The 17,961-nt window shown below is 66.8% G+C and carries 22 protein-coding genes and 1 tRNA gene; 7 read left to right on the top strand and 16 right to left on the bottom strand.

Annotated features, from left to right (window positions below):
• Positions 1-2: 2 nt before the first annotated feature.
• The 3 genes from lptC to EGY25_RS09590 form a co-directional block, all read right to left on the bottom strand.
• Positions 3-662 carry an LPS export ABC transporter periplasmic protein LptC gene (lptC, locus tag EGY25_RS09600; RefSeq protein ID WP_135194756.1) on the bottom strand — a complete coding sequence of 220 codons (660 nt, stop codon included), beginning with the start codon at positions 660-662 and terminating at the stop codon, positions 3-5.
• A gap of 7 nt (positions 663-669) precedes the next feature.
• Positions 670-1,284, bottom strand: coding sequence for a ribonuclease D (locus tag EGY25_RS09595; RefSeq protein WP_135194755.1), 615 nt, complete (start codon positions 1,282-1,284; stop codon positions 670-672).
• Between the two features lie 217 nt (positions 1,285-1,501).
• Positions 1,502-1,588: transfer RNA gene (locus EGY25_RS09590), tRNA-Leu, on the bottom strand.
• A 224-nt stretch (positions 1,589-1,812) separates the two neighbouring features.
• Here EGY25_RS09590 and EGY25_RS09585 point away from each other — a divergent pair.
• From EGY25_RS09585 to EGY25_RS09575, 3 genes are all read left to right on the top strand, one after another.
• On the top strand, positions 1,813-2,682 hold the full coding sequence (locus EGY25_RS09585; RefSeq protein WP_135194754.1) for a WecB/TagA/CpsF family glycosyltransferase: 870 nt from the start codon (positions 1,813-1,815) through the stop codon (positions 2,680-2,682).
• A 99-nt stretch (positions 2,683-2,781) separates the two neighbouring features.
• The gene (locus EGY25_RS09580; RefSeq protein ID WP_135194753.1) at positions 2,782-4,113 is read left to right on the top strand and encodes an FAD/NAD(P)-binding protein; all 1,332 of its coding nucleotides are present in this window, start codon (positions 2,782-2,784) and stop codon (positions 4,111-4,113) included.
• Between the two features lie 56 nt (positions 4,114-4,169).
• Positions 4,170-4,706 carry a polysaccharide biosynthesis/export family protein gene (locus EGY25_RS09575; RefSeq protein ID WP_135194752.1) on the top strand — a complete coding sequence of 179 codons (537 nt, stop codon included), beginning with the start codon at positions 4,170-4,172 and terminating at the stop codon, positions 4,704-4,706.
• A gap of 177 nt (positions 4,707-4,883) precedes the next feature.
• On the opposite strand, the gene fliE is transcribed toward EGY25_RS09575, so the two are convergent.
• From fliE to flgB, 3 genes are read right to left on the bottom strand one after another with little or no spacing between them, the layout of a single operon-like run.
• On the bottom strand, positions 4,884-5,198 hold the full coding sequence (fliE, locus tag EGY25_RS09570; RefSeq protein ID WP_135194751.1) for a flagellar hook-basal body complex protein FliE: 315 nt from the start codon (positions 5,196-5,198) through the stop codon (positions 4,884-4,886).
• A 10-nt stretch (positions 5,199-5,208) separates the two neighbouring features.
• A complete protein-coding gene (gene flgC, locus EGY25_RS09565; protein ID WP_197458415.1) occupies positions 5,209-5,628 on the bottom strand; it encodes a flagellar basal body rod protein FlgC in 420 nt (139 codons plus the stop codon).
• A gap of 13 nt (positions 5,629-5,641) precedes the next feature.
• Positions 5,642-6,046: a flagellar basal body rod protein FlgB gene (gene flgB, locus EGY25_RS09560; RefSeq protein WP_135194750.1), complete on the bottom strand. Its 405-nt coding sequence runs from the start codon at positions 6,044-6,046 to the stop codon at positions 5,642-5,644.
• 144 nt (positions 6,047-6,190) lie between these two features.
• Here flgB and EGY25_RS09555 point away from each other — a divergent pair, with 144 nt between their 5' ends.
• The 3 genes from EGY25_RS09555 (at position 6,191) to EGY25_RS09545 (ending at position 7,839) form a co-directional block, all read left to right on the top strand.
• The gene (locus tag EGY25_RS09555) at positions 6,191-6,466 is read left to right on the top strand and encodes a FliO/MopB family protein (protein ID WP_135194749.1); all 276 of its coding nucleotides are present in this window, start codon (positions 6,191-6,193) and stop codon (positions 6,464-6,466) included.
• The gene (gene fliP, locus EGY25_RS09550) at positions 6,463-7,446 is read left to right on the top strand and encodes a flagellar type III secretion system pore protein FliP (protein WP_245159422.1); all 984 of its coding nucleotides are present in this window, start codon (positions 6,463-6,465) and stop codon (positions 7,444-7,446) included. Before EGY25_RS09555 ends, fliP begins: the two co-directional genes overlap by 4 nt.
• Positions 7,447-7,560: 114 nt before the next feature.
• Complete coding sequence (locus EGY25_RS09545) at positions 7,561-7,839, top strand: HU family DNA-binding protein (RefSeq protein ID WP_087120554.1); 279 nt, start codon at positions 7,561-7,563, stop codon at positions 7,837-7,839.
• Between the two features lie 191 nt (positions 7,840-8,030).
• On the opposite strand, the gene EGY25_RS09540 is transcribed toward EGY25_RS09545, so the two are convergent.
• Positions 8,031-10,847, bottom strand: a complete 2,817-nt coding sequence (locus EGY25_RS09540) for a tetratricopeptide repeat protein (RefSeq protein WP_245159421.1) — start codon at positions 10,845-10,847, stop codon at positions 8,031-8,033.
• 342 nt (positions 10,848-11,189) lie between these two features.
• On the opposite strand from EGY25_RS09540, the gene EGY25_RS09535 reads away from it, so the two are divergent.
• Positions 11,190-11,579, top strand: coding sequence for a DUF983 domain-containing protein (locus tag EGY25_RS09535; RefSeq protein WP_135194747.1), 390 nt, complete (start codon positions 11,190-11,192; stop codon positions 11,577-11,579).
• Here EGY25_RS09535 and EGY25_RS09530 read toward each other — a convergent pair.
• The 9 genes from EGY25_RS09530 to EGY25_RS09490 form a co-directional block, all read right to left on the bottom strand.
• Positions 11,576-12,094 (bottom strand): nucleotidyltransferase family protein, encoded by a 519-nt coding sequence (locus tag EGY25_RS09530; RefSeq protein WP_245159420.1) that lies wholly within the window; start codon positions 12,092-12,094, stop codon positions 11,576-11,578. The genes EGY25_RS09535 and EGY25_RS09530 overlap by 4 nt on opposite strands.
• A gap of 127 nt (positions 12,095-12,221) precedes the next feature.
• Positions 12,222-12,989 (bottom strand): hypothetical protein, encoded by a 768-nt coding sequence (locus tag EGY25_RS09525; protein WP_167762527.1) that lies wholly within the window; start codon positions 12,987-12,989, stop codon positions 12,222-12,224.
• A gap of 74 nt (positions 12,990-13,063) precedes the next feature.
• The gene (gene thiD / locus EGY25_RS09520) at positions 13,064-13,882 is read right to left on the bottom strand and encodes a bifunctional hydroxymethylpyrimidine kinase/phosphomethylpyrimidine kinase (protein ID WP_135194745.1); all 819 of its coding nucleotides are present in this window, start codon (positions 13,880-13,882) and stop codon (positions 13,064-13,066) included.
• Positions 13,879-14,223, bottom strand: a complete 345-nt coding sequence (locus EGY25_RS09515; protein WP_135194744.1) for a DMT family transporter — start codon at positions 14,221-14,223, stop codon at positions 13,879-13,881. The genes thiD and EGY25_RS09515 overlap by 4 nt, the downstream gene beginning before the upstream one ends.
• Positions 14,224-14,265: 42 nt before the next feature.
• Entirely contained in the window at positions 14,266-14,622 is a 357-nt protein-coding gene (locus EGY25_RS09510) for a DMT family protein (RefSeq protein ID WP_135194743.1), read from the bottom strand.
• Between the two features lie 65 nt (positions 14,623-14,687).
• Entirely contained in the window at positions 14,688-15,491 is an 804-nt protein-coding gene (gene folP / locus EGY25_RS09505) for a dihydropteroate synthase (protein ID WP_135194742.1), read from the bottom strand.
• Complete coding sequence (locus EGY25_RS09500; RefSeq protein ID WP_135194741.1) at positions 15,488-15,790, bottom strand: winged helix-turn-helix domain-containing protein; 303 nt, start codon at positions 15,788-15,790, stop codon at positions 15,488-15,490. The genes folP and EGY25_RS09500 overlap by 4 nt, the downstream gene beginning before the upstream one ends.
• A 3-nt stretch (positions 15,791-15,793) precedes the next feature.
• The gene (locus tag EGY25_RS09495) at positions 15,794-16,447 is read right to left on the bottom strand and encodes a hypothetical protein (RefSeq protein ID WP_135194740.1); all 654 of its coding nucleotides are present in this window, start codon (positions 16,445-16,447) and stop codon (positions 15,794-15,796) included.
• Between the two features lie 62 nt (positions 16,448-16,509).
• The gene (locus EGY25_RS09490) at positions 16,510-17,727 is read right to left on the bottom strand and encodes an acyltransferase family protein (protein ID WP_135194739.1); all 1,218 of its coding nucleotides are present in this window, start codon (positions 17,725-17,727) and stop codon (positions 16,510-16,512) included.
• Between the last annotated feature and the right edge of the window lie 234 nt (positions 17,728-17,961).

Raw genomic sequence — 17,961 nt, 5'->3', positions numbered from 1 at the left:
GATCATCCGCCAGACCCCTTGGGCGTCAGCACGCCCATCACCTTGTTGTCGCCCGCGCCGTCGAACACGACGCGCTGTCCCTGATCATAGATCGCATAGGACGATGCGTTGATGGTTCCAATAGGGCCGGAACCCTGAACGCCCTTTGAACCGGTGACGTTTCCGGTCGAGGTGTCCACCAACGCCTCGGGCGTGGTCAGGACGAAGCCCGTCCCGCCGTCCGAAATCCGCACGTTCGGGCCGATGGTCACGGTCTTGGCCTGCTCGTTATAGGTGCCGCCGTCGGCGGTCAGTTCGGTCACCTTGCGCCCGCCCAGGTTCAGCTTCAGCGCCGGGCCGATCAGGCGGAAATGGCCGGTCGCCGGATCGCGCACCGCGCCCTGGGCGCCGACGGTGAAGGCGCGGCCCTGCGCGTCCTGGCCGTGGAACAGGGGGGCGTCCAGACGGACCTCCTGGCTCTGGCTGGCCTTGCGCTCCACCCCCGACATGACGGTGCGGAACACGGTCCAGGTCAGGGCGCCGCCCGCCAGCACCAGAATGATGATGGGCAGCACCCGGCGATACAGCTTCACCCGCCGCGAGCGCGCACGCCAGCGGGCGCCGGCCAGGGCGACCCTGGCCTCGTCGGCCTCGATGCGGGACTGTTCGCCGGGTTCGGTCAAGCGCGCCTCAGCTATGGGCGAAGATGTCGGTCTCGTCCCAGCCGGCGAGATCGAGCGCCGAACGGGTCGGCAGGAAGTCGAAACATTTGGCGGCCAACTCGGCGCGCCCCTCGCGCGCCAGCATCAGGTCCAGCTTGGCCTTGGCCGCGTGCAGATAGAGAACGTCCGAGGCGGCATAGTCCAGCTGCGCCTGGGTCAGGGTCTCGGCGCCCCAGTCCGACGACTGCTGGGCCTTGGACAGGTCCACGCCCACCGTCTCGCGCACCACGTCCTTCAATCCGTGGCGATCAGTGTAGGTCCGCGCCAGCTTGGAGGCGATCTTGGTGCAATAGACCGGCCGCGTCTCGACGCCGAGGTGCAGCAGGAACATGCCGATGTCGAACCGGCCGAAGTGGAAGATCTTCGTCACCGCCGGATCGGTCAGAACCCGCTTCAGGTTCGGACAGTCGTAATCCGGCCGTCTCATCCGCACGACATGGGCGTCGCCGTCGCCGGACGACAGCTGAACCACGCACAGCGGATCGCGGCGAAAACGCAGGCCCATGGTCTCGGAATCGATGGCGACCTCGGACCCAAGGTCCAGATCGTCGGGCAGGTCGCCCTCGTGCAGGTAAACGGTCATGCTCTGGCTCTTACACGGCGAACGCGACGGGCGAAACGGGCTACAGCAATGCTGAACGCCGCGTGCCGCATTCAAGAAACGGCCTCAAGCAGGTAATGCGCCGCGCGCATTCCGGTAGGGCAAAAACACGGCCTCAAGCAGCAGAGCGCCGTGCGCGATGCGATAGACCAAAAAGAATGAAAGCGCCGCACCGTTCGGTGCGACGCTTTCAATAATATGGTGCCCAGAAGAGGACTCGAACCTCCACGGCCGTTAAGCCACTGGCACCTGAAGCCAGCGCGTCTACCAATTCCGCCATCTGGGCCCCGTCGGCAGCGCCTTGCGGCGTTTCCATCGGGAAGGCGCGGACCTCTAAGGCAGCGAAACGACGGGGTCAACAGAGGTTTTTCGCCGCGTGTCGTTTTATTCCGCAGGCGGCGCTTCAAGCCTTGCCGCATGACCTTTCGGACCCGCGTTTGGCGGCGACTTAACGCCTGCTAAGCCTGTTTTCTAACCCCGTCTTGAGGGCGGGCCGCCTACAAGCGCCCCATGGCGGACCCGTCCCTCAACCCTCCTGTCGCCGAACACCGCGCGCCCGAACGCCGCGCCGCGCCCCGCGCGCCGTTTCGTCAGCGCCGCCGCGCCCACGAACGCGTGTCCATGCTCGGCCAGCCGGTCGATTTGGTGAAGCCGGAAGAGGTTCTGCATCATGTACGGCAGGCGGTGCTTGAGGGCCGAAAGAGCCTGATCGCCAACCACAATCTGCACAGCCTGTATCTGATCCAGAAACGCCCGGAACTGGCCGGCTTCTACGACCGGGCCGATTTGATCGAGGTCGATTCCACCCCCCTGCTGTGGTTCTCGCGCACGCTGGGCCTGCACAGCCGGGGCTTTCACCGCTGCACCTATCTGGACTGGCGCGACCATTTCTGGAGCGTGGCGAACCGCAACGGCTGGCGCGTCATGTCCATCGGCGGCGCGCCGGGCGTCGGCGACGAGGCGGCCCGAAGGCTGAAGGCCCGCTATCCCGACGCCGACATCGCCATCCATCACGGCTTCTTCGACGCCCGTTCCGATTCGCCCGAGAACGCTACAGTCCTCGCCCAGATCAAAGCCTTCCAGCCTCACATCCTGTTCGTCGGTATGGGCATGCCGCGTCAGGAGCTGTGGATCGACGACAATTTCGAACGCCTGCCCGATTGCGTCATCCTGTCGGTCGGCGCCGCCTTCGACTATGAGGCGGGCGTCCAGAGCGCCGCGCCGCGCTGGATGGGGCGGGCCGGAATCGAATGGGCCTATCGCCTGATCCACGATCCGAAACGCCTGTTCGTCCGCTATTGCGTCGAGCCCTGGACCCTGCTGCCCCTGGCCCTGCGCGACATCCGCGACGCCCGACGCCGCCGGTCTCCCCCCGCCTGATCACTTTATTCCTACTGGTCAGATAGATATTTATCGCCATGATCGGACCTCGCCGGCCGTGTGCTATCGACGCGGACGGAAACCGGAACGGGGGCGCGAATGCCACAGCAGAATGGACCGCATGTCGCGATCGTCGGCGCGGGTTTCAGCGGCCTGCTGACCGCCGTCAATCTGCTGAAAGCCTCGCCTCAGGTGCGGGTCACCCTGATCGAACGGCGCGGCGTCTTTGGTCCCGGCACCGCCTATGACACCGGCAATCCCGGCCATCTGCTGAACGTCCGTCTGGACAATATGAGCGCCTTTCCAGACCGGCCGGGCCACCTCGCCGACTGGCTGGCGGAACAGCCGTCGTGGCGCGCCCAGGACGGCTTCATCACCCGCGGCGTCTATGGCGAATATCTGCGCTTCCTGTTGGACGAAGCGCTGGACGACTCGCCCGACCGGCTGAACCTGATCGGCGCCGAGGCCCGCTCCACCGACCGTCAGGACGACGGCTGGCATATCGGCACCACCGACGGGGAGGTCACCGCCGATCAGGTGGTGCTGGCTTTGGGCAATCTGGAACCCGCCTCGCCCCCCGGCGTCGAGGCCGAGGTTCGGAACTCGCCCGCCTATGTCGAGAACCCCTGGCGGTTCGATCCCCAGACGGTAGGCGAAGCTCGCAACGTCCTGCTGATCGGTTCGGGCCTGACGATGGTGGATGCGGCCCTGACGCTGCGCCGACCAGGCCGCCGCCTGACCGCCCTGTCGCGCCACGGCCTGTTGCCCCGCGCCCACGCCACCGTCCCGCCCGGCGCCTATGCCGGGACCTTTTCCGGCGGCCCCGCCCAGATTCTGAAACAGGTCCGCGCCGCGACGGCGCAGGCCGACTGGCGCGCCGTCTTCGATACGCTGCGCCACTCGGCCCGCGACATCTGGCGCAGTTGGTCGCAGGGGGAGCGCAGCCGCTTCCTGCGACACCTTCGCCCCCTGTGGGACGTGCATCGCCACCGCCTGTCGCCCGGCTCGGCCCGCGACATCCACTCCATGCTGGCCGGCGGCGAACTGACGATCCTGGCCGGCAAGCTTACCGAGTTGAAGACCACCGACGTGATCGAGGTCTCCTGGCGTCCGCGCGGGAAAAAGCGCGCCATCCGCGACCGCTTCGATCTGGTGGTGAACTGCACCGGACCGCTGGGCGTGATCTCCAAAAGCACCGAGCCGATGATCCGCGACATCCTGGACAAGGGTTACGGCCGCCCCGATCCCCTGGGCCTGGGTCTTCAGGTCGATGACGACGGCGGCCTGCTGAACGGTGCGGGCGATCCGGCCCAAGGCCTGCACGCCATCGGTCCTCTGACGCGCGGCGCCTTCTGGGAGATGACCGCCGTCCCCGACCTGCGCGGCCAGGCCCGCGATCTGGCCCACCGTATTCTGTCGGATCGGTCCTAGACCCGAACAACCGACGCGTTTAGCCTCCACACCCAGACAATCGGGGGAGGGCTGACATGCGGCAAGGACTGTACACCGGCATGATGGGCCTGACCCTGGCGTTCGCGCTCGCCGGCTTCGCGCCGCAAACCGTCTCGGATTATCGCCTGGCCTCGGCCGACAAGGTGCGGATCGACGTCTTCGGCGAGGAGGCGCTCAGCGGCGAGTTCGTCGTCAATGCCGAGGGCAAGGTCGCCCTGCCCCTGATCGGCGAGATCCCGGCCGCCGGCCTGACCGTCGCCCAGCTTCAGGACGCCGTCGCCCAGACCCTGCGCCAGGGCTATCTGAACCAGCCCCGCGTCACGGCCCATGTGATGACCTACCGCCCCATCTACATCCTGGGCGAGGTCAATCGGCCGGGCGAATACCCCTATGTCCCGGACCTGACGGCGCTGAACGCCGTGGCGACGGCGCAAGGGTTCACCTACCGCGCCAACACCCGCCGCATCTTCGTGCGCCGCGCAGGCTCGCAGACCGAAGAGCCCCAGCCGCTGACCGCCGACACGCGCGTCTCGCCCGGCGATACTTTGCGGATCGGCGAGCGGTATTTCTGACGTTCAGTCCGTCCGCCCCTCACCCAATCGTCATCCTAGGCACAAGGCCTAGGATCCAGAATCCCGGTGGTGGACGGAGGGAGCGCAGCCTTCGACATCGAGCGAATGGATCCTAGGCACAAGGCCTAGGATGACGGGCTTAAGAAGGGCGGCGAAAACCCCCTCGGGAACCCTGCCTCAGATCGGCATCGCCATGATTTCCTTGTAGGCGGAAATCACCTGGTCGCGCACCGAGATCACCGTCTCCAGCGACGCCTCGGCCGAGCTCAGCGCGGTCACCACGTCGATCAGATTGCCCTGGCCCTGGACCGACTTCGTCATCTGGGTCTCGGCCGAGCGCGACTGCTGCGTCATGTCGGTCATGGCGTTCTTGACCAGGTCGGCGAAGCCGCCGTCGCCGGCGCCGGGCGCTTGCGCTGCCCCGGAAAGCGCGGTCGGCATGGCGCCGCCCTGGACGGCGGCATAGGCCTTGGCGGCCATCATCGGGTTCATGGCCTAGTCCTCAGCGTTTGATGATGTCGAGGGTGCGGCTGTCCATCGACCGCGCCGTCTCGATGACGTTCAGATTGGCCTCATAGGCGCGCTGCGCCTCGCGCATGTCCATCGCCTCGACCAGGGTGTCCACGTTCGGCCGCATCACATAGCCCTGGGCGTTCGCGGCCGGGTGCGACGGATCGTAGTCCATCTTGAAGTCGCCCTGATCGGGCCGGACCTCGGCTAAAGTCACCCCGGTCGCCCCATCGACCTCGCGCGCCTGGAAGACGGGAATCTGGCGGCGATAGGGCTCGCCGCCCGGGGTGCGGGCCGTCGACTGGGCGTTGGCGATGTTCTCGGCGATGACGCGCATGCGCGACTGCTGGGCCTTCAGGGCCGAGGCCGCTACGGCCATGGTGCTGTTCGAGGGCGCGATGGGATCAGGCATTTTTCAGTCCTCCTCAGCCGCCGGGCCGCTTGGCGGCCATGCGGATCATGGACATGGATTTCTGGTAGAAGCCGATGGCGGCGTCATAGGCCATGCGGCTCTCGGCCATCTTCAGCATCTGCTCCTCAACCACGACCGAGTTGCCGTCCAGCGTGGTCTCTGAATCGGGCGACTTGGTCGGATCGAACCGCACAGGCGAACCGGCGGGCGCGATATGGGCGGCGTTGGTGCGCACCATCTGCAGCCCCCCGCCCGACCGCATGGCGGCGGCGAAGTCGGTCGGCTGCTTCAGGTCGCGGCCGACGAAGCCCGGCGTATCGGCGTTGGCGACGTTCTCGGCGATCACGCGCTGACGCTCGTCCAGCCAGCCCAGCCGGCCCTTGATCTGCCCCAGCAGCGGTATGTCGGCGACGCCCATGGCGATCTCCCGTGCGACGCGGATGCGCGCAATGGGCAGAAAATGCCGCCTGCATGGTTAATAACCTCTTATCTCAACGCCTCGTTAACCGTGGTGGTTAACATTCGCCTTCTAAGCGCCGACTGCGCGGGGCCTCAAAGCGTCATGAATTTCCTCGATCTCGTCCGGGCGGTCTTCGGCCTGGCCTTCACCCTCGGCCTGATCGGGATCGTGGCCTGGGCCGCGCGCCGCTATGCGCCCCAGCTGCTGGCCAAGCTCAGCGCCGAACGCGGGGCCCGCCGGCTTCAGGTGGTCGAGACCCTGGTCCTGGATCCCGCCCGCCGCCTGGTCCTGGTCCGCGTCGACGACGAGGAACGGCTGATCCTGCTGGGCGAAGGCCGCGAGTTGATCGAACCGCGCCAGCAGGGGTCAGAAAAATGAGCCGCCGCATCAACCCTCTCCCTCCCCGCTCCGGGGAGGGTCGTCGCGCAGCGACGGGGTGGGGGCGGCCTGGCAAGGCCGCACTGCCGGATGCCGGAAAGGTCGGTGGGGCGTCGCCCTGCCGCCCCCACCCGACCTCGCTCCGCTCGGCCACCCTCCCCCGTCGGGGGAGGGAGAGCATCTTCAACACCCCCACGGGCGCAGAGATCAAACGCGCGGCCCTGCTGTCGCTGTTCACCACCCTGGTCTGCCTGGCCTGGCCAGTCGCGGCCCTGGCCCAGCAGGCGGCCCAAAGCGGTTCGGCCCTCAACATCGATCTGGGCACCGGCGCCGGCCTGACCCAGCGCGTGGTCCAGTTGGTCGGCCTGATGACCGTGCTGTCCCTGGCGCCGTCCATCGTCATCATGACCACCAGCTTCGTGCGGATCATCGTCGTCCTGTCGCTGCTGCGCACGGCGCTGGGCATGCAGCAGTCCCCCCCGAACGCGGTTCTGGTGTCCCTGGCGCTGTTCCTTTCCGCCATCGTCATGGCCCCGACCTGGCAGGACGCCTATGATTCGGGCATCCGACCGCTGATGGATCAGCAGATCGAACTGCCCCAGGCCTTCGATCTGGCGTCGGAGCCCGTGAAAACCTTCATGCTGGCCCAGGTGGACCGCGGCGACCTCGCCCTGTTCACCCGCCTCAGCAACATCGAGCCGCCTCAGAACGTCCAGGAACTGCCCCTGCGCGTGGTCACCCCGGCCTTCATGATCAGCGAGTTGAAGAAGGCGTTCGAAATCGGATTTCTCCTTTTCGTTCCGTTCCTTGTGATCGATCTGGTGGTGGCCAGCGTGCTGATGTCCATGGGTATGATGATGCTGCCCCCGGTGGTGGTGTCCCTGCCGTTCAAGTTGATCTTCTTCGTGCTGGTGGACGGCTGGCGACTGGTCGCCGGAAGCCTGGTCGAGAGCTTCCAGCGAGCGTCCGGTACCGGATAATCCCCCGCCCCATATGGCTTTCAGCGTCATAGACGCTTGCAAAGCCCGTCAAAATCCGTGTTGATCCCCCGGTCCTCGCTCGGAATCGGGCGACTAACACTGGAAACGCTTCTTATGACCACTCAAGCCGAACTGATCGCCGCCGTCGCCAAAGACGCCGGTGTCTCGCAGGCCGACGCCGGCAAGGTGCTGACCGCCATCGTCGAAAACATCCACTCGACCCTGAAGTCGGGCGGCGACATCCGCATCTCGAACCTGGGCGTCTTCGACACCGCCGCCCGCGCCGAGCGCGAAGGCCGCAACCCGGCCACCGGCGCGACCATCAAGATCGCCGCCTCCAAGGCCGTGCGCTTCCGCGTCTCCAAGCCTCTGAAGGACGCCGTCAACGGCTAAGCCTTAGATCCTCCCCCGCATCGCGGGGGAGGGGGACCGCCATCAGGCGGTGGAGGGGGCTGCCGCACCACCGGTGCCTGGGTCCGCCCCCTCCACCACTTCGTGGTCCCCCTCCCCCGTAAAGCACGGGGGAGGATCAATAGATGCTTCGACGGGCGGAGGTCGCGACGCGATCTTCGCCCGTTTCAATTTCAGGCGGCGGGCTTGGCGTCCGCTTCTTTTCTGAACGCCTGTTTGGCGCTGTTGACCCAGCCGACGAAGGTGTCCGCCTGGCTGGACAGGTTGGCGAAGTCCCCCGCCCCCGCCACGCCTGACAGACTGTCGTCCAGCGCCACACGCATCGCTGGACCCGATCGCGCCCCGGCGACGAAGGGCGCATAGCGGGCGTTCAACCTTTGCAGCGCCGCCCGGTCGCCGCTCAGCGAATAACCCACGCCCGCCCGGATCAGCCAGCTTTCCTCGGCCGGCGTCAGCGCGCCCGCCGCCTTGTATCGCTCGCCCAGCCGCGCCTCATAGACCGGCGCCGCGTCGGCCCATTTCTGCTGTTTCCAGAAGATGTCGGCCCGCACTTCCCGAGCAGGGTTCGACTGGTCTCGGTCCAGCACCTCCTGCGCATGATCGAACCGGCCCAGGTCCATCAGGGCGCGGGCCTCCAACGCCCGGCGCTCGCTGTTCATCGCGGCGGGCAACAGGGTGGTGCGTGAGCCCCAGATGGCCTGCAACGCCTTCTCGGGCTGGCGATCCATCAGATAGACGGTGGCCAGGTTGGTGGCGACCTGGGCCTTGGCCACCCCGTCCAGCCGCTCGTCCACCTGGTGTTTCAACAGTTCGGCGGCCTGGTCCAGCAGGTCGACGTCGATCAGGCGGCGCGACAGGCGGCGCACCATCTCGTCGCCGTCCGCCCCGATGGGCGTCAGCTCGCGAAAATCATAGAACAGGGCCAGCGCCTGCACCGGCTGCAACCCGTCCGCCGCCCCTTCTAGGAACAGGGCGCGGAAGGCGTTGGACTGATCGGCCTGGACCTCGGCCGCGCCCGGCACGCCCGCCATCCGCTTGCCGGCCCCGCGCAGGGCGTCCAGCGCCTCGCGGTATCGCCCCTGTTGCAGATAGATGCCCGACAGCTTGCGCACGACCGCCATCTCGGTCGCATCCCCGCGCCAGCGCCACTTCAGCTGTTCCAGCTGCGCCGTCGCCTGATCCGGCGTGATCGCGCCCTTGTCCAGCTCCAGACTGATGGCGCCCAGCTTCGCCGGCGTGGCGATCCCGTCCAGCGGCGCACGCGCCACGGCCTTGTAGACCGCCAGCGCCCGGTCCTTGTCCCCGTTCAGATCGAACATCCGCGCCTGCACCAGCCGCGCCGTCAGCTGATCGACGGCCGGCGCATCCTGGCTGAACACATAGGCCAGCAACTGCTGGGCGGCGGGCAGGTCGTTCAACTGGATGGCCGCCATCGCATGGGCCGCGCCGAACCGCGCACGCCATTCCTTGGGGAAGTCGTCGATGACCGAGGCCCCGGCGGCGAAGTTGCGACGCGCCCCCTCCCAATCGCCCATCTCCGAGGCGATATAGCCCAGCCAGACCTTGGTCGCCGGGTCGTTGGTCAGGGCGGCGCCCGAGAAATCGACCTGGGCCTCTTCCAGCCGCCCGATGCCGACGCGCGCCACGCCGCGCAGGCCCCGCACCTCGGGCTCGCCCTGCAGATTGGGCGCCTTGGCGATCAGGGCGTTCAGAACCCCGATGGCCTCATAGTTCAGGCCCGACCCGACCAGGAACCGCGCCAGCGCCATCCGCGCCTCGATCGGCGCGCGCGGATTGTCGCTCGCCGCGATCGTCTCCAGCCCCGCCGCATCCTGCAGCCGGCGATAGCGATCCGAGAACCCGGCCTCGCCCGTCGTCGCCCAGGTCTCGTCGATCAGGGCCGGATGGGCCGCCCGCTTGGGCGCGTCGGCCGCATGGTCGCCGGTCTCCAGCCCCGCTGTCGGCGCCGACAGCGTCAGCCCCTTGGGCCGGCTCAGAGTCACCAGATCGCCCGCCGCCTCGATCTTCAGATCGTCGGCCCCGGTCTCGACCGCCAGGCCTTGCGCCGTCGGGATCAGCGTCAGATCGACCGTGCGGCGTCCGCCCGCATACCCCTTGCCGGGCGCCAGCGCCGTCACGGCGGCGAATCGGTCACCGACCAGCGGATCGGTCAGCCAGATCGCCTTGGTCGCCCCGGCCATCTGCGCCACCAGCACCGGCGCGCCGTCTTCCGAACGATCCACCTCGACGCCAGAGGCGCCGGCCTGAACTCCGCCGATGGTCACGGTCCAGGTACCGCCCTGACCCTGCGCCGAGACGCCCAACCCCTCGGGCGCCGCGATCCGCATGGCGGTATAGCCCGGCCCCGCCGCCCAGTGCGCGTCCTTGGCCGGCCCCAGAGCCTTCGCCCCGGTCATGTCCATGCGCGCGGCCGTGTCGAACACGATCCACACCGCATCGCCCCGACGGAAGACGGCGGCCCCCACGGGCGCGCCCCAGTCGAAGGTCAGGACGGTCTTCTGTTCGCTGGATTCGGCCCGCACCGGCACGACGGCCTTGGTCGTCTGCGGCGCAGCCGCGTCGGCGCCTTCCGGCGCCTTGCCGGGCGCATACAGGTTCAGCCACACCGCCCCATCCGCGACGCCGGAACGAGCGTCCGCCCCCTCTTCCAGCGTCAAGATCAGGTCCGTGCCGCCCGCCCGCGCCATGCGGGTTTCGACCGACTTCACCCCCGCCGGCGGATCGACCCTCAGGCGCGAGACATCGGGCGCGGCCGTCGTGCCCATCCGCACCACCACCTTGTCGCCCTCGCGGCTGACACGCGAACGCACCCCGATGACGCCGCCGAATTCGACGCGGGTAAAGGTGTCGTTCTGGCCGATGCTGATCGACAGCGGATCGCGCGACCGGCCGACTTCCTGGGCCAGCGGCGCCATGGGCGCAAACACGACGGCGCCCGCCGTGGCCGCGGCCACAGTCGTCTTCAGCATGCGCTTGGTCGGCGAGGCCCCGGACATATCTCCCGACCCATGCCCCACAAGGCCTTTAATCGCGGTTAACCGACGTTGACCGTAGTTCTACGGATTCACTGCCCATTTCTTTCGTTATCCTCCGGCAAGCCGCGTCTTCGCGGCGCAGACCGGGGGATCCAGCGGCGCCGAAGGCGATACGTCCACTGCACAATGTTTGAACGACTGCGTCTGCGACAGGTTCGCGCTTTCGCGCGCCGCTGGGTCCCCCGGTCTCACTGCGCTCGCCGGAGGATGACGAAAGGAAAATAGGACAACCGGTCCACGCGACAGGACCGCCTTCAGGGCGCATATAGTGGTCCCATGACCGACTATCCTCGCCTCAGCACCCTCAAGACCGGCCTGGCCTGTCGTTGCCCTCGCTGTGGCAAGGGTCCGCTGTTCAAGGGCTATCTGACGCTTCAGACCGACTGCCCCGAATGCGGCCTCAGCTACGCCTTCGCCGACCCGGCCGACGGCCCGGCCTTCTTCGTCATGTCGGCGGTGGGGATCGTGGGCATGATCCTGCTGATGGTGTTCGACTTCACCGTTCACCCCCCGATCTGGGTCCATCTGGTCGTCACCCTCCCGATCCTGATCGCCATGTGCCTGGGCTGCCTGCGCCCCTTCAAGGCCTGGCTGGTCGCCGAACAATATGTCCACAAGGCCGCCCCGCCCGAGTTCTCCTCGAACGGCAAGCACGGCCCCTTCTAGGGTTCGATCACCGTCAGCTCGGGCCAGCGTTCCAAGGCTTTGGCGGTTATCCGCTCCCAGTCCTTGGCCACCGGGCGGTGAGGGTTTGGCCTGATCCGCATGTCGAACACGTCGTCCAAGCCAAAGGGGGCGACCACAGTGATCTGATCATCGTCCTCCAACCTGACCCCCACAGCGAAGGCTGGCGCGACAAACCGGGTCAACGCCTCGGGGGTATCCTTGATGGGCGGATAGGGTTCGCCAAACTTGGCTTCGAACCATTCCGAAACCCGGCCCTGGTTACGAACTTCGACCCGGCTCCGAAGGGGCTCTTCAAAGGCGGCGGCCACGCATTTGATCACCGCGTCTTCTGCGTCCCAAGACACGTCTTCATCGAAATAACCGACGTCAAAGTCTTTCACGCCGTAGCCGGGTGCCTGGCCCGTAATGTCATTCCAGGCAGCCTGATAAACAGCCCCGGAGAACACCAGCCAATCGTTCAGGCCTAACCCCCGGACGGTCGTCAGGACGGTCATGAGATCGGAATCGTTGCGGACGATTTTCGCTAGGCGCGATTCGTGGATCATACTCGGCGTATATCAGGCGCGTTCGAAAATGTAGCCGCCCCTCCGGTGCGCAACCAAAGTCTAGGTCTCCAGCAGACTAGAAATAGGCCGCGTTTACCGGGTCGAGCGCAATCAACCGGTCGGTCAGCTTCTGACCAAGGGCGGCTAACCCTTCACCGTTGGGATGATAGCTGAGGTAGCGATGATGGCTAACATCGAACGGTACGTCAGCAGCGCTTTGGGTGATTGGGATAACTGTCTTGCCAAGCGTGTGTGCAATCCCGGCCTCATAGAAAACGTTGGGATTTCTACCTGTGTAGTCACAGATCACTGCGTGGCTTCGAAAAATCAGACTGAACACGTCTTGGATGACGGTAGTATGTTCCCAAATATCATCAGCCCTACGGGCGTAGAACCAGTTGGTGTCTGAACAAGCGCGTTTGATAGTTTCATATATGGGGGTGAAGCCGGGACCGAACGGCATCATGACCGCGATCATTTTTGAATCCAACGGCTCCACAGGGACTTCGAAAACGGAAGGGGTGAAACGGATAGTGGCGCCGATCCCTGGCTTTGTGGAAACGTTGCGACCCACTTCTTCGAAGGTGTCAGCAATATAATCTTCCACAATCTTAAGGTTCGCAGGATCGTTGCGGACGATGCTTCCCAGCACGGCAAGACAAGCTTCCGGGTAGTCATCATCGCCGAAGCTCAAGGATCGAAGAAGGCGTCCGTGGCCTTGCACAAGGCCGTCACTCCCGGTCAGAAAACCGAGTTCATTCCAGTGCGCCCCGGTAAATTTCTCGCCCATGAAGCGGCCGATCGGGACAAGACGTTTGGACGTTTCCGGGTCGAGGTAAGCCATACTTGGTCGAATAGCATCGCTTATGACATCGCGTCATCCTCGGCCGCATACGACAGGCCGAGCCATGGAATAGACTAGGTCACAATCCTTGCTTCACCCCGCACCGGCCAGCCATGGTCCAGCGGCCCGTGGCCGCCGCCCAGGCCCGGCGCGCGGCGGATCGCCTCGCCGACATAGGCCCAGGCCTCGGCGACCGCGACTTCCAGCGGCCGGCCCAGCGCCAGCCCGGCCGCGCAGGCGCTGGCCAGGGTGCAGCCGGTGCCGTGGGTGTGGCGGGTGTCGATCCGTTCGGCCTCCAGCACCGTCTCGCCGTCGCCGGTCATCAACAGGTCGATCACCGTCGGCCCTGACACATGGCCGCCCTTCATCAGCACCGCGCGCGCGCCCATCGCCAGCAGCGCCTCGCCCGCCCGCCTTTGGCCGTCCAGATCATGAACGGAAAACCCGGTCAGGGCCTCGGCCTCGGGCGCATTGGGCGTCAGCAGGGCCGCGCGCGGGATCATCAGCGATTTCACCGCCGACACCGCCGCATCGGGCAACAGCGGATGGCCGCCCTTGGCCACCATCACCGGATCGACCACGGCCGGCGCATCCGCCTCGTCCAGCAGGGCGGCGACTGTCTCGACCACCTCGACCGAGCCCAGCATGCCGGTCTTGAAGGCGTCGGTCCCGATATCCTCCAGCACCGCACGCGCCTGGGCCGCGATCAGATCCAGCGGCAACGGATAGACCCCGTGGACCCCCAGGGTGTTCTGCACCGTGATGGCCGTGATGGCGGTGGCGGCGAAACCACCCATCATCGTCACAGCCTTGATGTCGGCCTGGATGCCCGCGCCGCCGCCCGAGTCGGACCCGGCCAGGATCAGCACCCGCCCCTGATGAAGCGCGCTCATGCGTGGGCTCCCGAAAACAGTTTCAGCCCAACGATGCCCGCCACGATCAGCAGGATGCAAACCGCCCGCACCGCCGTCGCCGGCTCGCCATAGACCAGGATGCCCACCACGGCCGCGCCCACGGCCCCGATGCCGGTCCAGACCGCATAAGCCGTGCCGATCGGCAGCTTCTGCGTGGCGACCCACAACAGGACCATGCTGCCCGCCAGCGCGACCAGCACCCCCAGCGAGGTCCACGGCCGGCTCACGCCCACGTTCTTGAGGCCCGAGGCCCACAGGACCTCCAGCAGACCGGCGACGACCAGCGTCGCCCACGGATTGATCGACATCACCCAGGACATAACGACCAGATGGAACAGGCCGCCGTCATGAGCAAGCCGCGATCAACCGCCCAGCGGCCCCTTGAAGATGAAGAAGGCGCCCAGGCCGATGAAGGCGAACCCGACCAGATGGTTCACCGTCAGCTTCTCGCCCAGATACAGCACCGAGAAGCCGGCGAAGACCAGCAGGGTGATCACCTCCTGCATCGTCTTCAGCTCGGCCGGCGAATAGACCTGGATGCCGATCCGGTTGGCCGGCACCGCCAGCCAGTATTCGAAGAAGGCGATGCCCCAGCTGGCCGTCACCAGCAGCCACAGCGGCTTGTGATCGAACTTCAGATGCCCGTACCAGGCGAAGGTCATGAAGACGTTCGATAGGGCCAGCATGACGATGGGGGCGATATAGGAACCGAGGTTCATGGCGGCAGACCGAGGTTGTTGCTGTCGTCGCCTCTACACCGGCTGCGACCGTCCGTCGCGGGGGTTCAATCCGCCGCCATCACAGCCGCCTGAACCTTCAACGCCTGCACCGTCTCGCGCACGTCGTGGACCCGCACCATCCGCGCGCCGCGCCGCGCCCCTTCCAGCGCGAGCGCCAGCGACCCGCCCAGCCGGTCCGTCGCCTCGATTGCCGTCGGATCAATGGCCTGGATCGTCCGCTTGCGGCTGGCCGCGTACAGCACCGGAAAGCCCAGATCGACCAGCGCCCCCAACCCCGCCGTCAGCGCCAGATTGTGCGCCAGCGTCTTGCCGAAGCCGATGCCGGGATCCAGCCAGATCCGCTCGCGCGCCACCCCCGCCGCCATCGCCGCCTCGGCCCGGCCGCGCAGATAGTCCCGCACCTCGGCCACCACGTCGTCATAGCGCGGGTCCGCCTGCATCGTGCGCGGTTCGCCCTTCATGTGCATCAGCACCACGTCGCAGCCCAGCTCGGCGGCGACCGCCAGGCTGTCGGCCGCCTGGCTCAGGGCCGTCACATCGTTCCACATCGTCGCCCCGGCCGCGACCGCGGCGCGGGCCACGCCGGGCTTCATCGTATCGATGCTGATCGCCCCATCCCACCGCGCGCGAACCGCAGCGATCACCGGCGCGACCCGGTCGATCTCCTCGGCTTCGCTGACCGGCTCGGCGCCCGGCCGCGTGCTCTCCCCGCCGATGTCCAGCACGTCGGCGCCGTCCGCGACCAGCCGCATGGCCTGATCCACCGCGCCTTGCGTCGAGGCCCACCGCCCCCCGTCCGAGAAACTGTCGGGCGTCACGTTGACGATCCCCATCACCTGAACCGTCATGGCGTCCTCCCGATCAGTCCGCCCAGCGCCTCCAGATAGGCGGCGAAGGCCTTGCGGCCGGCGGGCGTGATCGACACGCGCGTCAGGGGCTTGTTATTCACGAAGCTCTTGGCCACGGCGACATAGCCCGCCTCCTCCAGCTTCTTGATGTGGACCGACAGATTGCCCTGCGTCGCCTCCAGCACCGTCTTCAGCTCGGTGAAGTCGGCGGCCTCGGCGTCGGCCAAATAGACCATGATCCCCAGCCGCATGCGGCCGTGGATGACCTCGTCGATCTTGCCGAGATCGTTCAGCCCCATGGATCAGCCGGCGTCCGCATCGACGACGCGCGTGTGCAAGGCCGCGCGCGTCATGATCCAGCCCGGCCCGGCGAAGAGGGCGAACAGGGCGGCGGTGCAGACATAGAGGTAGATCACCGGCTCGCGCACCAGCAGCCCCAGCGCCACCGCCGTGACCCAGCCGCCGATCGACGTCGCCAGCATCCAGCCCTTCTTCTTCAGGTTCCAGGCCACGAACCAGGCTGCCGCCTGAAGCGCGAAGATCATCGCCGGATAATAGAGCCAGACGGCGAAATCCTTGTCCCGCGCCGCGCCGACGCCGAACACGATGATGATCGCCAGGTTCGCCATGCCCGCGCCGCTGAAGGCCGCATTCAGGGTCCGCGTCACGATGGGCCCCGCCGTCCCGATCTTGCGATCCTCTCGGATGGCCCAGGTCAACACGATCAGGAAGGCGACGGTGATCCCGGTCACGAAGGCCAGATTGGCCAGGCCCGGCCAGCGCACCCAGCCCACGGCCTGGCCGACGTGGAACAGGCACTGCAGCCCGTACAGCAGGCCGCCGGCCAGATAGGCCACGCCCAGCGTCAGGGTCGCCTTGGGATTGTTTCCGCCCTGGACGATGGCCTTCAGGAAGGCCAGGTCGGCTTCGGGCGTGCTGCGAGACTTGTCGGACATCGGGTGATTCCTGTGCGACCGGCGCACGTTCTCGGATGAACGCCGCCGTCGGGGTTGGCAAGCTATTCGGCGGGGACCAGGGCGGGCGTCGGCTTGTTGCGCCACGGCACGCGCCGCCCGTTCAGCCAGCGGCCCATGAAACCGTGGCGGATCAGCAGTTCGTACGAGACCAGGCAGACGGCGAAGACCCCCAGCGAAACGCCGGCCAGTTTCAGCCCCCACGGGCCAGCCCAGTCCTGCACCCAGACCTGGGCCAGCATGACCAGCGGCAGGTGCACGATATAGACCCAGTAGGAGGCGTCCGAGAGGTAGCGCCGGACCGGGCTATGGCCCGACAGGAACCGCAGGCACAGCCCCATGGCGGCCAGGGCCGAGGCATAGACCGCCAGGGCCGTCACGGCGGCGGCCAGCGCCTTGGCGCCGGTCTGCGCGGTCATCGGCGCGATGTTCGGTCCGCCCGCCAGGACATAGGCGGCGACGCCCGAGATCGCCGCCACGATCAGGAACAGCGGCGACCATCTGGCGATCCGCCCCAACAGGTCGCGGCGTCGATCCAGCATGAAGCCCAGACCGAAGGCGAGGCCGAACCCGACCAGGGCCGATGTGTGGGGGATCACGCCCGCATCCGGCGTCGGCACGGCGAAGAAGGCGATCCATTTCGGATCCAGCCACAGGGCCAGAGCCAGCGGGGCGGCCAGGACGACGGGCGTCCAGGGTCCGATCAGGGCGCCGGTGATCCTGTCTGCGACCGAGCCCAACCGACCCTCGCGATCCACCCAAACGAGGACCGCGCGAAGGATCATCACGGCGGCGTAGAACAGCGTCAGCACCCACAGGAACCATAGATGGGTCAGCGGAAAGTTGGTCCAGTCATAGGTCGGCGGCGGGGGCGGCGGCGCGCCCGGCGTGACCAGACCGTTGGCATGGGCGTTCCAGACCAGGGCCGTGACGATCCCCGCCATGACCGGAAACCAGAAGGCCGCCAGCGGCCCGGCGATCCGCATCGCGCGGTCCTTGGCGAACCCGACCCATCCGCGTCGCGCCAGCATCATATGGGCGAACAGGCCGGCGATCAGGAAGAAGGCCGTCATCCGAAACAGGTGGATGGTGAAGAACAGCCACGCCGCGCCGATTGATCGACTGTCGTCCGCCACGATCCAGATCTGCTGCGGAAAGAACGACAGGCTGGCGTGCAGCACCACCCCCAGCAACAGCGCACCCGCCCGCAGCGCATCGAGCCCGTGCAGGCGCTCGGATTGATCCATTCCAGACACCGACATGACGACCCCTCCTCAGATTGAAGTCGCCGTATCTCACAGGCTAGTCTGTAATGCAAACTTGTTCGCCAAATCATTATACAGCCGTCATCCTAGGCCTTGTGCCTAGGATCCAGACTCCCGTTGCGTCGAATGAGGCATGGGCGGCGATGTGCGGCCGTCCCCACCGCCTGAGTCTCTGGATCCTAGGCACAAGACCTAGGATGACGGCGTAGAGAGAGAGGGCATCGTCCCAAA

Source organism: Brevundimonas intermedia (assembly GCF_004614235.1).
Lineage (GTDB): Bacteria > Pseudomonadota > Alphaproteobacteria > Caulobacterales > Caulobacteraceae > Brevundimonas > Brevundimonas intermedia_A.
The sequence above is the reverse complement of the archived record's forward strand: the minus strand, read 5'-3'. Positions and strand labels throughout refer to the sequence as shown.